Origin of the sequence: Nonomuraea candida (assembly GCF_000725485.1) — a bacterium.
In the GTDB taxonomy this organism is placed as follows: Bacteria; Actinomycetota; Actinomycetes; order Streptosporangiales; family Streptosporangiaceae; genus Nonomuraea; species Nonomuraea candida.
Genome location: NZ_JOAG01000014.1, coordinates 19,111 through 32,611, shown reverse-complemented (window position 1 = coordinate 32,611; position 13,501 = coordinate 19,111). Strand labels below are relative to the sequence as shown.

Annotated in this window: 11 protein-coding genes; 8 read left to right on the top strand and 3 right to left on the bottom strand. The window is 72.4% G+C overall.

Going from position 1 to position 13,501, the window contains the following annotated elements:
- Positions 1 to 70 precede the first annotated feature (70 nt).
- Positions 71 to 1,237 carry an alpha-hydroxy acid oxidase gene (locus IO39_RS14465; protein ID WP_052422890.1) on the top strand — a complete coding sequence of 389 codons (1,167 nt, stop codon included), beginning with the start codon at positions 71 to 73 and terminating at the stop codon, positions 1,235 to 1,237.
- Here IO39_RS14465 and IO39_RS14460 read toward each other — a convergent pair.
- Positions 1,224 to 3,521 carry a discoidin domain-containing protein gene (locus IO39_RS14460; RefSeq protein WP_245641967.1) on the bottom strand — a complete coding sequence of 766 codons (2,298 nt, stop codon included), beginning with the start codon at positions 3,519 to 3,521 and terminating at the stop codon, positions 1,224 to 1,226. The two genes, IO39_RS14465 and IO39_RS14460, sit on opposite strands and share 14 nt — an antisense overlap.
- Positions 3,522 to 3,617: 96 nt before the next feature.
- Positions 3,618 to 4,808 (bottom strand): ROK family protein, encoded by a 1,191-nt coding sequence (locus IO39_RS14455; protein WP_043621973.1) that lies wholly within the window; start codon positions 4,806 to 4,808, stop codon positions 3,618 to 3,620.
- 162 nt (positions 4,809 to 4,970) lie between these two features.
- On the opposite strand from IO39_RS14455, the gene IO39_RS14450 reads away from it, so the two are divergent.
- From IO39_RS14450 to IO39_RS14425, 6 genes are all read left to right on the top strand, one after another.
- Entirely contained in the window at positions 4,971 to 6,215 is a 1,245-nt protein-coding gene (locus IO39_RS14450) for an ABC transporter substrate-binding protein (RefSeq protein ID WP_084772848.1), read from the top strand.
- A gap of 1 nt (position 6,216) precedes the next feature.
- On the top strand, positions 6,217 to 7,176 hold the full coding sequence (locus tag IO39_RS14445) for a carbohydrate ABC transporter permease (protein ID WP_084772847.1): 960 nt from the start codon (positions 6,217 to 6,219) through the stop codon (positions 7,174 to 7,176).
- Positions 7,173 to 8,006 (top strand): carbohydrate ABC transporter permease, encoded by an 834-nt coding sequence (locus IO39_RS14440; protein WP_043621967.1) that lies wholly within the window; start codon positions 7,173 to 7,175, stop codon positions 8,004 to 8,006. Before IO39_RS14445 ends, IO39_RS14440 begins: the two co-directional genes overlap by 4 nt.
- Before the next feature lie 37 nt (positions 8,007 to 8,043).
- Positions 8,044 to 10,074: a beta-galactosidase gene (locus IO39_RS14435; RefSeq protein WP_043621964.1), complete on the top strand. Its 2,031-nt coding sequence runs from the start codon at positions 8,044 to 8,046 to the stop codon at positions 10,072 to 10,074.
- A 97-nt stretch (positions 10,075 to 10,171) separates the two neighbouring features.
- Positions 10,172 to 10,591, top strand: a complete 420-nt coding sequence (locus IO39_RS14430) for a hypothetical protein (RefSeq protein WP_043621961.1) — start codon at positions 10,172 to 10,174, stop codon at positions 10,589 to 10,591.
- A 190-nt stretch (positions 10,592 to 10,781) separates the two neighbouring features.
- On the top strand, positions 10,782 to 12,032 hold the full coding sequence (locus IO39_RS14425) for a hypothetical protein (RefSeq protein ID WP_043621960.1): 1,251 nt from the start codon (positions 10,782 to 10,784) through the stop codon (positions 12,030 to 12,032).
- Between the two features lies 1 nt (position 12,033).
- Here the strand turns inward: IO39_RS14425 and IO39_RS14420 are convergent, their stop codons facing one another.
- Positions 12,034 to 12,606, bottom strand: coding sequence for an RNA polymerase sigma factor (locus IO39_RS14420; RefSeq protein ID WP_052422889.1), 573 nt, complete (start codon positions 12,604 to 12,606; stop codon positions 12,034 to 12,036).
- A gap of 179 nt (positions 12,607 to 12,785) precedes the next feature.
- Between IO39_RS14420 and IO39_RS14415 the strand changes: the two genes are divergently transcribed.
- The gene (locus tag IO39_RS14415; RefSeq protein WP_052422888.1) at positions 12,786 to 13,496 is read left to right on the top strand and encodes a Crp/Fnr family transcriptional regulator; all 711 of its coding nucleotides are present in this window, start codon (positions 12,786 to 12,788) and stop codon (positions 13,494 to 13,496) included.
- Positions 13,497 to 13,501 lie beyond the last annotated feature (5 nt).

Sequence of the window (13,501 nt, the reverse complement as noted above, 5' to 3'; positions counted from 1 at the left end):
CGTCCTGGCCATCGATACGACGGGTGGGGAGCGGCGGCGCCTGCCGAGGTGGCGGGAGCTGCGGGCTCTGATGCCCAGGCGTCCCCGATGGTCCCGGGCCGCCCGGGTGGCGGCCGCGGCCGACGTGGCCGACCTGCGGCTGCTGGCCAGGAAGCGGGCCCCGCGCATGGTGTTCGACTACGTGGACGGCGCGGCCGAGGGCGAGCGGTCGATGGCCAGGGCGGTGGCGGCGTTCGGGCGGGTGGAGTTCGCCCCGCGCGTGCTGCGTGACGTCTCCGAGACCTCCACCTCGGTCGAGATCCTGGGGCGGCGGATCGGCATGCCGGTCGTGCTCGGGCCGACCGGGTTCACGCGCATGATGCACCGCGCCGGCGAGCGCGCCGTGGCCCGGGCCGCCGAGAGGGCCGGAGTGCCCTACGTCCTGTCCACCATGGGCACGACCACGGCCGCCGGCGTGGCCGCCGCCGCGCCCGGCGGGTGGAACTGGTTCCAGCTGTACGTGGTCCGCGACCGCGCCCGCAACCTGGAGAGGCTGTCGATGGCCGCCGACGCCGGGATGGACGTGCTGGTCGTCACCGTGGACGTGCCGGTGGCCGGGGCGCGGCTGCGCGACGTGCGGCACGGGCTGACGGTCCCGCCCTCCCTGCGCTGGCGCGGCGCGCTGGAGGCGGTGCGCCATCCGGCGTGGTGGTTCGACTTCCTGACCGGCGAGCCGCTCAGGTTCGCCACCGTGGACGGCGCGCCCGACGACCTGGCGGGGCTGACGAACCTGATGTTCGACCCGTCGGTGACGATCGCGGACCTGGCCTGGATCAGGTCGGCGTGGCCGGGCCGGCTGCTGGTCAAAGGGGTGCAGCGGGTGGACGACGCGAAGGAGCTGGCCGCCGTGGGCGTGGACGGGCTGGTGGTGTCCAACCACGGCGGGCGCCAGCTCGACCGCTCCCCCACGCCCCTGGAGCTGCTGCCGGAGGTGGCGGCGGCGGTGGGAGAGCGCACGGAGGTGTTCCTCGACGGGGGCGTGCGCAGCGGGGCCGACGTCGCCGCCGCCGTCGCGCTGGGCGCCCGGGCGTGCTTCGTCGGCCGCGCCTACCTCTACGGCCTGATGGCGGGGGGCGAGCAGGGCGTGCGGCGGACGCTGGAGCTGCTGCACGCCGAGTTCGCCCGTACGCTGCGGCTGCTGGGCGTGGGCGGGGCCGAGGAGCTCGGCCCCGACGCCGTGCGCCTCAGGGATAGCTGACGACCTTCACCGGGATCGTGGCCGTGCCCTGGGCCGGGGCTCCGGTGTCGTTGATGACGCGGTTGATCGTGCCGTTGCCGCCGAGCGAGACGGTGAGCAGGGAGTGGAAGCGTACGTTCGGGTTGACCGGCGCCTCGAAGCCGCGCTCGGCCACCACGCTCGGATCGACGTTGAAGTAGCAGTACGCCCCCAGCCCCCACGCCTCGTGCGAGGTGACGGAGTCGGCGACCTTGTAGGCGGCGTAGCCCCGGGTGGCGCCGTTCATCCAGGCGGCCTGGTTCGGCGGGTCGTACGGCATCTCGTTCTGGAAGAAGATCGTCCGCCCGCGCTGGCCGTTCCAGATGACCTGGTACTTCTGGTAGTGCTCGACGAACAGCCCGTACGCCGTCACGTCGTCGCCGTTGACGATCAGCCCCGTGTCGGCGGTGTTGACCGTCCAGCCGATGCCGGTGCCGTGGTCGCCGCGCCAGGCCCAGACGTGGTCGATCAGCGTGTGGTCGCTGTTGACGACGAGGCTGGTCGTGGCCCTGCCCGGGTGGGCGCCGCCGATCCGGAAGAACACGTCCTGCACCGAGATGGGGTCGGCCGCGTGCGAGGCCGACGAGCCGGGCGGGCCGACCTCCATGAGGATGGGCGAGTTCACCGTGCCGGCGTCGAAGAGCAGGCCGGCCACCCTGACGCCGTCCACGTCGGCGACGCGCATCGGCACGACGCCGTTGTCGGGGATGAGCGTGGCGTAGCCGAGGCCCAGCACGACCGTGCCCGGCCTGGTGACGTCGATGGTGCGGTCGACGCGGTAGATGCCGGGGGTGAAGAGCAGGTGCAGGCCGGAGGCGAGAGCGGCGTTGATGGTGGCGGCCGTGTCGGACGGCCTGGCGACGTGGAAGCGGGTGAGCGGGATCGAGACGCCCGTGCCCGGCCAGCTCGCGCCGCGCGTGTTCTGGCGCAGGGCGGGCACGAAGACCTGGTAGTTCCCGGCCGCGTCCACGTACAGGAAGGGCTTCTCCCTGGTGACGGGGCTGGTGGCGAGCGTCGTGTACGGCGGGTCGGGGAACGCCTGGGCGGGCGCGCCGGCGACACCGGAGAAGACCTTGTTCCACACGCCGTTGAGCCAGCCGCCGATCGTGCTGTCGCGGGTGAACCACTGCTGCTGCGAGTACGGCTGCACGGTCCCGTCGATGCGGCTGTCGGCGATGTAGCCGCCGCTGGCCCAGCCGTACCCGGTGGGGGCCAGGTTGAGGTTGCCCCTGACGTGGATGCGGCGGAACGGCGCGGCCTGCGAGACCGCCCACTGGTTGGTGCCGCCGGTGGGCGTGATCGACAGGTTCTCGGCCGAGCGCCAGAAGTTCTGCGTGGCGTTGCCGCCGAACCAGCCCGCGTCCACCCTGACCTGGCCGTTGATCGTGACGTCGCCGGGGTTGCGGCCCAGGCCCATGATCGAGGTGTAGAAGCCGAGGTTCGCGGTGACGTTGTAGCTGCCGGGCTTGAACAGCAGGGCGTGCCGCTGGAGGCCGAACTGGTTCGACTCCATCTGGCCGAAGACCGAGTCCAGCGTGGCCTGGATGCTCGCCGCCGGCATCGACGGGTCGAAGACGTGCACGTTGGGGCCGAGGTCGCCGCCGCCGGGCTGGGTGCCGGTCGTGCGCACGGCCAGCTCCCACAACGAGTAGCCCCAGCCGGTCGCCCTGGCCGTGCCGTGGACGCGCAGGTGCCGGCCCGTGGCGGTGAGGTCGATGGTCTGGGTGCCGCCGGTGCCGGCGGTGGTGGAGTGGACGTCGGTCCAGGTGGTGGCGTTGTCGGAGACCTGGAGGCGGAAGGCGGTGGCATAGGCGGTCTCCCACTGGAGCACCACCTGGCAGATCGGCTGCGACGAGCCCAGGTCCACCTGGAGCCACTGCGGGTCGCTGAACGCGCTGGACCAGCGGGTGCCGGCGTCGCCGTCCACGGCGGCCGAGGCGGGTGTGCCGGCGTTCTCGGTGGAGGAGGCGGTGGCGGGGCGGCCGAGCGCGACGTTCGCGGTGCCGCAGACGGCGGCCCGCGCGGCGGGCCCGCCGGCCTGCCCGGCCCCGGCCCCGGCCTGGGCGGAGACGGAGGTCCGGCCGGAGGCGGAGACCGGGGCGGAGACCGGGGCAGGAGCGGAGACCGGGGCAGGAGCGGAGACCGGGGCAGGAGCGGAGACCGGGGTGGAGGCGCGGGCCGGGGTGGTGACCAGGCAGGACAGGATCAAGCCGGCCGACGCGGCCAGGACGGTCACGAGGAAGGCGGGACTTCGGCGGGGGTGCACGGCGTGGACTCCTCACGAACAGGGGGTGGTGAGAGAGTGCTCTGTCGAGCTGAGCGTGCCTGCGGCCCTCACTTCTGTCAATGCTTGATTTAACTCCTACGCAATAGTGGGAACGCACGCCGGAAACGCGGCGTCGCCGAAGAACGGCTCGATGACCAGCGTCGCCGCACCCAGGGCCACCGCGTCGGGCCCGAGCCGCCCGAGCACCACCGACTCGGGGTTGAACGGCTGCGCCTGCGTGTTGGCGGCGGCGGCCGCGCGGATCTCGGGCAGCAGCCGCCCGCCCAGCATCAGCCCCGCCCACCCGCCGATCACGATGCGCTCGGGGTTGAACAGGTGCACCAGCGACGACAGCCCCACGCCCAGCAGCTCCACGCTCTCGCCGACGACCGGCGAGCCCTCCTCCAGCAGCCGCGCCAGCGCGGCCTCCTCGTCGGCGGAGTCGGCCACCACGCCGGCGCGGTCGAGGATGGCCTCGGCCCCCAGGTACGCCTCCAGGCAGCCGCGCGCCCCGCACCGGCACTCCCGCCCGCCGGCGACGATCTTCAGGTGGCCGACCTCGCCCGCCGCCTGCCCCGCCCCCCGGTAGATCCGCCCGTCGGTGACCACGGTGCCGCCCACGCCCGACCCCACGAGCAGGATGATCGCGTCGCGGGTGCCCCTGCCGGAGCCGAACCAGAGCTCGGCCTGCCCCATCGTCTTGGCCCCGTTGTCCACGAACAGCGGCAGCGGGGTGCCGGCCCGCAGCAGCGCGCCGAGCGGCACGTCCTGCCAGCCGAAGGTCTTGGCCCGCACCAGCCCGCCGCCCCCCGGCTCGACGATGCCGGGCACGCCCACGCCGACGCCGAGCACCTGCCCGGGCGGCACCTCGCCCTCGGCGATGACCGCGTCCACGCCGGCCAGGATGTGGCGGGCGACCAGCTCGGGGTCGTGCTTGGCGGAGCGGACGGCGTAGTGGGCGCGGGCGCGCACGTTCATCTCCAGGTCGAACAGCTCGACCTTGACCTGGGTCTCCCCCACGTCCACGCCGACCGCGTAGCCGTAGGCGGGGTTGACCTTGAGCAGCACGCGGGGCCTGCCGCCGTCGGAGTCGACCTGACCGGCCTCCACGATCACGTTGTCGGCCAGCAGGTCGCCGGTCATGGTGCTGACCGTGGCCGGGCTGAGCCCGGTCTCGGCCGACAGCTCGTTGCGGCTGGCGGGACCGCCGAAATAGAGCGCCCGCAGCAGCATCGCCCGGTTGCCCCGCCGGAGATCGCGCACGGTCCTGCGCCCTGACGTGCCCATCCTCGTCCCCCGTCCTCGCTGGAGAAAACCCGCCGCCATGTTAGTTCACGGCTCAAAGGACCGGGCTGCGGCCCGGCGTTACCGAAGCGTTCCCGAGGGGCTCCTGACTTTATTCGAACCTTAGATTATGTTCTGAGGCTACCCCCTGATGAGGAGACGACGATGAGCCGAGGACTTGCGCGAGGCACCGCCGTGGCCCTGCTCGCGACCGCGCTGGCCGCGTGCGGCGGCGGTGACGGCAGCGGTGGCGGCACCAGCGGCAGCGGCACCGGCACCGGCGGCGAGAGCAGGGAGCTGACGTTCTGGATGTACCAGGACCGCACCCCGCAGGCGGGACAGGTCATCGAGCGGATCCGCCGGGACTTCGAGCGGGCCAACCCCGGCGTCACGGTCAAGCTCGTCAAGATCCCGAAGGACGACTACAACACCAAGCTCGGCAGCGCCCTGGCCGGCGGGAGCGCGCCCGACGCGGGCATCCTCGACCAGCCCCTGGTGTCCAAGTACGCCCTCGACGGCACGATCGAGGAGGTGCCCGCCGGGCTGATCGACGAGGCCGGCTACTACCGGGGCGCGCTCGACACCAACCGCGCCGGCGGCAAGCTCTACGGCCTGCCCCAGGACCAGACCACGGTGGCGCTCTTCTACAACAGGCGGCTGGTGCCGGCCCCGCCGAAGACCTGGGACGAGCTGAAGCAGGCCGCAGCCCGGGTGCACGCCGCCGACCCGGACGTGGCCGGCATGAACGTGCCCAAGGGCGACGGGTACGGCGCGTGGATGTTCCCCGGCGTCGTGCACGGCGCGGGCGGCGCGATGGTGGACGACGCCGCCAAGAAGGTGCTGTTCGACCAGCCGCCGGCGGTGGAGGCGCTGCAGCTCTGGGTGGACCTGCAGAAGTCGTCGCCCCGCGCGATCACCGACTCGGACAAGCCGTTCGAGAACGGCCGGGCGGCCATGACGATCTCCGGGCCGTGGGACGTGCCGACGATCAAGGAGCAGTTCCCCGACCTGGACTTCGGCGTGGCGCCGCTGCCGTACAAGACCGAGCCGGCCGGCAACATCGGCGGCGAGAACTCCGTCGTCTTCTCCACGAGCGACGACCCGGACCTGGCGTGGAAGTGGCTGGCGTTCCTGGCCGGGCCCGACCACAACGGCGCGGTCGCCGACGCGCTCGGCGGCTTCCCCGTGCACCTCAAGGCGCGGGTGGTCGCGGGCGGGCCCGAGCAGGCGGCCTTCCTCGAACAGCTCAAGGTGGCGCGCGCCCGGCCGGCGGTGCCGCAGTGGATCCAGGTCAACGACGAGATCATCGCCCCGGCCATCGAGTCGGCGCTGACCGGCCGGGCCACGGCACGCCAGGCGCTGGCGGACGCGGCGGCCAGGACCCGCTCCCTGCTCGGCTGGACCGGCTGACGTGGCCGCTCCCGTGCTCGAACGCCCGCCGGCGCGGCCCGGCGGGCGGGCCCGGCGCCGCCCGGACGCCCGGCGCCGCGACCATCTGATCGGCGCGCTGCTCGTCGCCCCGGCGCTGGCCTACTTCCTGGTCTTCCTGCTGTATCCGGCGCTGTCGGCCCTCTCCTACAGCTTCACCGACTGGAACCTGCGCACCGAGGCGGCCTGGGTGGGCCTGGCCAACTACGCCGGCCTGCTGTTCGACGACGTCAAGTACCCGCACTTCTGGAAGTCCGTGGGCGTGACCCTGCAGTACACGCTCATCGCCGTGCCGCTGACTCTGGTCACGGCGCTGGCGCAGGCGCTGCTGCTGAACGCGGTCCGGCGCGGCGCGAACGTGTTCCGGCTGCTGCTGTTCCTGCCGGTGGTCACGGCCGAGGCGGCGGTCGGCGCGATCTGGCGCTGGCTCTACGACCCGCAGTACGGCCTGATCAACACGCTGCTCGGCCTGGTCGGCATCCCGGGGCAGAACTGGCTCAACACCCCCGAGCTGGTCATCCCGGCGCTGGCCTTCATCGCGGCCTGGCAGTGCGGCATCTCGATGATCATCTATCTGGCGGGGCTGAAGGGCATTCCCGGCTCGGTCCAGGAGGCGGCGATCATCGACGGGGCCGGGCCGTGGCAGCGGTTCCGCCGGGTGACCTTCCCCATGCTCCGGCCGACCACGTTCTACCTGCTGGTGACGGGCGTGATCGCGGCGCTGCAGGTGTTCGGCCTGGTGTACGTGATCTTCTCGGGGAACGGCCGCAGCGTCACCGGCGGGCCCGAGCAGTCGGGCCTGACCTACGTGCTGCACCTGTACCTGTTCGCCTTCCGCTACGACGCGATGGGCGCGGCCTGCGCGATGTCGTTCATCCTGCTGGTCTTCATCGTGATCGTGACCGCCCTGCAGTTCAGGTTCGTCAAGCAGGAGGCGGCGTGAGGAGGATCTCCGTCTACGTCGCGCTGGTGCTGCTGGCGGCCGTGTCGGTGGTGCCGTTCCTGTGGATGCTGGCCACCTCGTTCAAGCGCGGGCAGGACATCTACACCACGGTGCCCAGCCTGCTGCCGCTGGACAGGAAGACCGGCGAGTGGGCGGGCACGCTGGACAACTACGCCTACGTGCTCGACGTCGGCGGGCTCGGCGGCGCGTTCGTCAACAGCGTCTGGGTGTGCGCGGTCCTGGTGCCGGCCAAGCTGCTCATCGACGCGCTGGCCGCGTACGCGTTCGCGCGGATCCCGTTCCCCGGCCGCGACAAGCTGTTCGTGATCATGCTGGGCGGCATGATGGTGCCCGCGATCACGCTGCTGGTGCCGCGCATCCACGTCACCCAGTCGCTGGGCATGTTCGACTCGGGGTGGGGGCTGATCGTCCCGAACATCGCCTCGGTGCTCGACATCTTCCTGCTTCGGCAGTTCTTCCTGTCGATCCCGAAGGAGCTGGAGGAGGCCGCGCTGATCGACGGCGCGGGCCGGCTGCGGATCTTCTGGCGCGTCGTGCTGCCGCTGTCGAAGCCCGTGCTGGCGGTGGTGACCATCACCAGCTTCCTGTTCCACTGGAACGACCTGGTGTGGCCACTGCTGGTTACCAACGACCCCGGGCTCCACACGCTGCCGCTGGCCCTGCAGCAGCTCGTGGCCAGCCCCGACGGCGGGCGCGCCTACTACGTCATGGCGGGCGCCGCGCTCGCCGTGCTGCCCGTGATCGCGGTGCTGCTGGTCTTCCAGCGGCGCATCCTGCGGGGCATCGCCTTCACGGGTCTCAAAGGCTAGGAGGCCCTCGCGGGTCTCGGATTCAGGAGGATCGACTGTGGTCATCGAGGTCCGCGACGGGGTCGCCGTCGTCGACGGCGTGCCGCGGGTGCTCGTCAGCGCCGACTATCCGTACTATCGGGACGATCCGGCCGTGTGGGGTGACCGGTTGCGTGCCGTACGGGACGGGCTCGGGATCGAGGTGATCACCTGCTACCTGCCCTGGCGGCACCACCAGCCGGAGGCGGGCGTGGCCCCCGACTTCACCGGCCTGACCCATCCGGCCAGGAACGTCACCGGCTTCCTCGCGCTCTGCGGCGAGCTGGGGCTGCGGGTGGTGGCCAAGCCGGGCCCGTTCATCCACGCCGAGGTGAACTACGGCGGGCTGCCCGACTGGGTGTGCCCGGACGCCGACCCGGCGATCGAGCCGCTGCTCGACTCCCGCGGCGAGCCGGCGCGCTGGGCGGACGCCGCCGTCCCGGCGGGCCGGCCGCTGCCCGCGCCGCTCGCTCCCGCGTTCCTGGCCCGGGTCACGCAGTGGCTGGCGGCGGTGGGCAAGGAGGTGCTGGCGGGCCCGGGGCCGGTCGTCGCGCTGCAGATCGCGAACGAGGGCGTCTACACCAGCGGGGCGCTGCCGCTGACGGCCTACGACTACAGCCCGTCGGGGCTGGCGTTCTACCGGGACCGGCTGCGGGCCTGGTACGGCACGCTCGGCGCGTACAACGCCGCGCACGGCACCGCGTACGACGACTGGGCGCGGATCGTGCCCCCGGCCCGGGGCGGCGGGCTGCTCGCGCGGGCCGACTGGGGGCGCTGCCACGCCGAATACCTGGCCGAGGTCTACCGCCTGTGGGCGCAGGCCGCCGGCTCCGACCTGCCGGTCCTGGTCAACCTCAACCCGCCGACCGTGCCGGAGCTGGACGACTGGCTGGCCAGGGTCAGGCCGGAGCTGTGGGGCGGCGTCTCCTACGGGTTCACCAACTGGATGGGCGTGGTGTCGGCCGACCCGGCGGCGCAGGCCCGCTACGTGATCGCGGCCAAGCGCGCGCCGGGGCCGAACCTGGAGGAGAACTGGGGCTTCTCCGAGCTGTACGACCCGGCCTACGCCGACGCGGCCACCAGCTTCCACCAGTCGCTGCTGGCGCTGGCGGCGGGGGCGACCGGGTTCAACGTCTACACCGGGGTGGCCACCTCGGGGTGGGCGCCGGAGCTGGACGCCGCCGCGGGGCCGTACCCGGACTGCCCGCCCATCGACGCGCGCGGCGCGGCCACCGGGAAGGCGGCGGTGGTGCGGGCGCTGGCGGGCTTCTTCGCCGCGCACGGGGCGGAGTTCCTGGAGTGCGTCCCCGCCCGGCACGACGCCTTCGGCCTGTACCTCCCCTACGCCGGGATCGCCGCGCTCGCCGGCCCCGGGGAGCCCGGGGAGCCCGGGGAGCCGCGGTGCGGGCGGGCGCTGCTGGCCTTCCACGAGCGGATGCGGGCGCGGGGGCTGGACTACGGGCTGGTCGAGCTGGAGAGCGCGACCCTCGCGGAGCTGGCCGCGTACCGGACGGTCACGGTGCCGGGCGGGCCGTTCATGCACCGGCGCGTGCAGGAGCTGCTGGCCGCCTACGCGGAAGGGGGCGGGCGGGTGCTGGTGGACGGGCCGGCGCCGGCACTCGACGAGCACCTGGCCCCCTGCGCCCTGATCACCCCGTCCCACGGGGAACCCGGCGGCACGGAAGGCGACGCAAGGAGCATCGGTGGAAGGAGCATCGGCGGAAGGGGCATCGTGCTGTACGGCGCGGCCGACGCGTTCCTGCGCAGCCATCCCACCAGGGACGTGCACTACCTCGTCGTGCTCGTCAGGACGGGCAACGAGGGCCCGATCGGCCTGCGCACCCCGTACGGGACCGTCGAGGTGGTCGCCGCCGAGGGCGCGGGCGCGGTGCTGCGCCTGGCGGACGGCGCGATCGGCGACCTGGTGATCAGGGGGCTCAACGCCTATCTGGACTGCGCGGTGGAGGCGGGCGTGCGCCTGGACGGCGTGCGGACCGGCGCTTCCGGCCCCGGAGACCTCGTCAGGATCAACGGCCGGCTTCACTCCTGAAACCCGGATTATCTCGACAGAAAGGACGGGTATTTCGCCACCGCCGCCGTCCCTCTGCTCCTCACACGGGGCCCGTCCCGCCGAGAGGAGATCGCCGATGGCAACCGGAGAGTTCCAGGTGATGAAGGTGCCGGCCGACCAGCTGGCCGGCGTCCTTCACGGCCAGGTTGTCGATCCCGGGTCTCAGCCGACGACCGTCGTCCACCAGAGCGAGGGCTGGACCGTGGACGTGAGCTGGCAGGTCACCGGCGAACTCGTGGACTGGCTGGCGGGACGGTGGCAGCTGGAGATCATCGCCGACCGGCTGGGAGGCGGCGAGACGCGGCACCCGTCGCCCCCGGTGGAGATGCGGTTCACGCCGGGCTCCGGCCGCTACACCGCCTCGATCCCCATGCGCGGCCAGCTCATCCCCGGCATCTACGACCTGGTGGTCCACCTGTCCACGACGACGGCCGCGGGCACCGCGGGGGCGCTCGGCGGCTTCGTCGTGATCAGCAGGATCGTGGTCAAGGATTGACCCGCGCCGCCCCGGGACCCGGTCTCGGGGCGGCGCGCTGCAAGCCTGTCGCAAGCGGCACCTTCTACGCTCCTGGCCTGGCGACCGATCGGGGGACAAGCCGGCCGCCGACTGTATCTGAAGCCGCCGGAGCCGCTCTGAACCCGTGAGCACTCCACGAGGCGACGGGACCTGCACAACGGGAGACTTCATGTCCGAAACCCCGATGACCGCGGACGACGTGCTGCGCATCGCGGCCTACAAGGACCGGAGCGCGGCGCTGGAGGCGATGGTCATCGCCTACAGCTACCACCGCGTGGCCGCCGACCTCGCCGTGCGCCTGGGCCGTAAGGCCAACAACTGGTACTGCTACGCCACCTGGACCTCCAAGTCCGTGGGAGAGAGCCTCGACCTCGGCCCCGACTCGCCGTTCATCGAGGACTTCAGCCGCCGTTTAGGAGTGCCGCGGCGCTTGCGGAGGCTGTTCAGGGCGGCGCTGCTCACCCTGCTCGGCCCCAGCTACCAGCTCGGGCTGGCGCTGGCCAACCGCGCCATCTTCCTGGAGACGGCCAGCCTCGCGGTCAACCTGTGGAACGACACGCCCGACCGCTACCTGCGGGTCAGCCCCGAGTCCGAGCTGACGCCCCGGCCGCCGGAGTTCCTGACCGACCTGCTGTCACCGGCCGACGCGCGCTACCTGAAGGACGCCGCGCGGCTCATGGCCGAGGCCGCGGCGACCGAGGACCCGGCGGAGCGGGCGGAGCTGATGCTGGGCGCCAACATCGCGCTGTCGGCGTACGAGCAGGCTCGCGCGCAGGCGGCGCTGGAGCTGGTGCTCTACCGCCCGGTGCGCTGGCTGACCCGGGTGTCGTGGCGGTCGCTGCGCTCCCTGGTCACGCGCCGGCCCCTGCGCAGGTTCCGCCTCTACGCCGCCCCGCACGCCGACCAGCCCTGGCTGACCCGCACGCTGGAGGACCTGTGGGCCTCCCTCTACACGCGCCGCCTGTTCGCCGTGCGCACGCCGCTCAGCGACATCAAGGTCGGCAGGCCGCTGACGCCGCCGCCGGGCGTGGACCTGGCCGGGGCGTGGGCGCCGATCCGCAACGAGAAGGTGCGCAAGCTCGCCGAGGAGTTCGTCACCGAGGACGAAGAGGCGTCCACGGCCGGGGTGGCCAACTGGGTGTCCTATCCCGACCGCATGCGCTTCATCGTCAGCTATTTCCGCGTCTACCAGCACGTGGACGCGCTCTATCAGGTGCCCTTCAGCAAGGAGATCGCCGACGGGCTGGCCGAGGAGATGAAGCGCGGGCTGGTGCCCGAGGCCGTCGGCGCCATGCCGGCGCTGCACGGCCGCACGTTCTACGCCTACCCGGCCGAGACCGACCCGGACGCGCACGAGATGGCGCACTTCGACTTCGAGCCGTTCCTGGAGGCGATCCCGCTTGACCCGACGACCGATTAGCTCAGTCCAGGAAGTCGCGGGTGATCTCGCGGGCCTGGAGAAGCCCGCGTAGCTTCGCGAAACAGCGGGCTCGGGTGGGCCCGATGCTCCCGACCGGCCTGCCCAGCCTGCGCGCCACGTCCACGTAGTGGGGCTCGGAGGTTTCCGTGAGCGCTCTGAACAGGACCCGCTGCGCTGCCGGCAGCTCCTCGACCAGCTCTTCCAGCGTGCCGGCCAGCCAGATCCTGGCCAGTTCCCTGTCCACGTCGTCGGTGCTGCCCAGCGAGTCGAGGTCGGGGGTGCAGATCTCCCTGGCGCCCTTGGCGAGCTTGAGGCATTCGCGGAAGGCGATCGTGGCCAGCCAGCCGGGCATGCGCCGGCCGTCCTCGACGCTGCCGAGCTTCTGCCAGGCCAGCAGCCAGGTGGTCTGGAGCACGTCCTGGGCGTCCTCGTGGCTGAGCCGGAAGCGGCGGATGCGGGCCTTCAGCATCGGGCTGAACTCCTCGACCAGCCGCTCCCACGCCCAGGCGTCGCCTTCCTGGGCGGCGCTCACCAGGGCGGCGGTGTCGGGGCGCTCGATGGTCTCCACGTGCATGTCCTTCTCCTCGCCGGTCCGGCTACTCGGGGGGCCATGTCCGGCCGGCTGTTTCACGGTGCGCCCGATGATCGGAAAAGACTGTTCCGGATGTCACAGAGAAGGTGTGGTCTGCGTCACATTCCCGAGTGGGGTTTCTCCCTGCTGCCCGCTCGTGGAATGCGGCCTAGAGTTCTTGCATGAACGCGCGCAGCGGGCTTCCGCCCGAGGTCGAGCCCGTCGCCTCCGTGCTGGCGGAGATCCCGTTGTTCCGGGTGCTCGGGGCGGACGGCATCCGGAGCACGGCGCGCGCGGGGGTGGCGCGCCGCTACCGCTCCGGGCAGATCATCTTCCATCAGGGGGACCCGGGAGAGTCGCTGTTCGTGCTGCTGGACGGGCTGGTGAAGGTGGTGTTCACCACCGAGCACGGCGACGAGATCGTGCTCAACATGCTCGGCCGCGGCGACACGTTCGGCGAAATGGCGCTGCTGGACGGCTCGCCGCGCTCGGCCTCCATCGTGACCGTGCGGCCGGCCTGGGTGTTCGCGCTGCCCAGGGCGCGGCTGCTGGAGCTGATGCGCGAGCACCCCGGCCTGGCCGACGAGTTCCTGCGCATGCTCGGCCACATGGTGCGCAGGCTCACCGACCAGGCCGCCGACCTGGCCTTCCTCGACCTGGGGGGCCGGCTCGCCAAGCTGCTGCTGCAACTGGCCGACAAGCACGGCCAGGCCGACGGCGTCGTCGACCTGCCGGGGCTGACCCAGTCCGACCTCGCCGCGCTCATCGGCGCGTCCCGGCCGGCGGTCAACCGGGCGCTGCAGTCGCTGGTGTCGAGAAATCTCATCTCCGTCCAAGGACGGACGATCACGCTGCTGGACGTCGCCGCCCTGCGGAAAAGGGGCGGCCTCTGACCGAA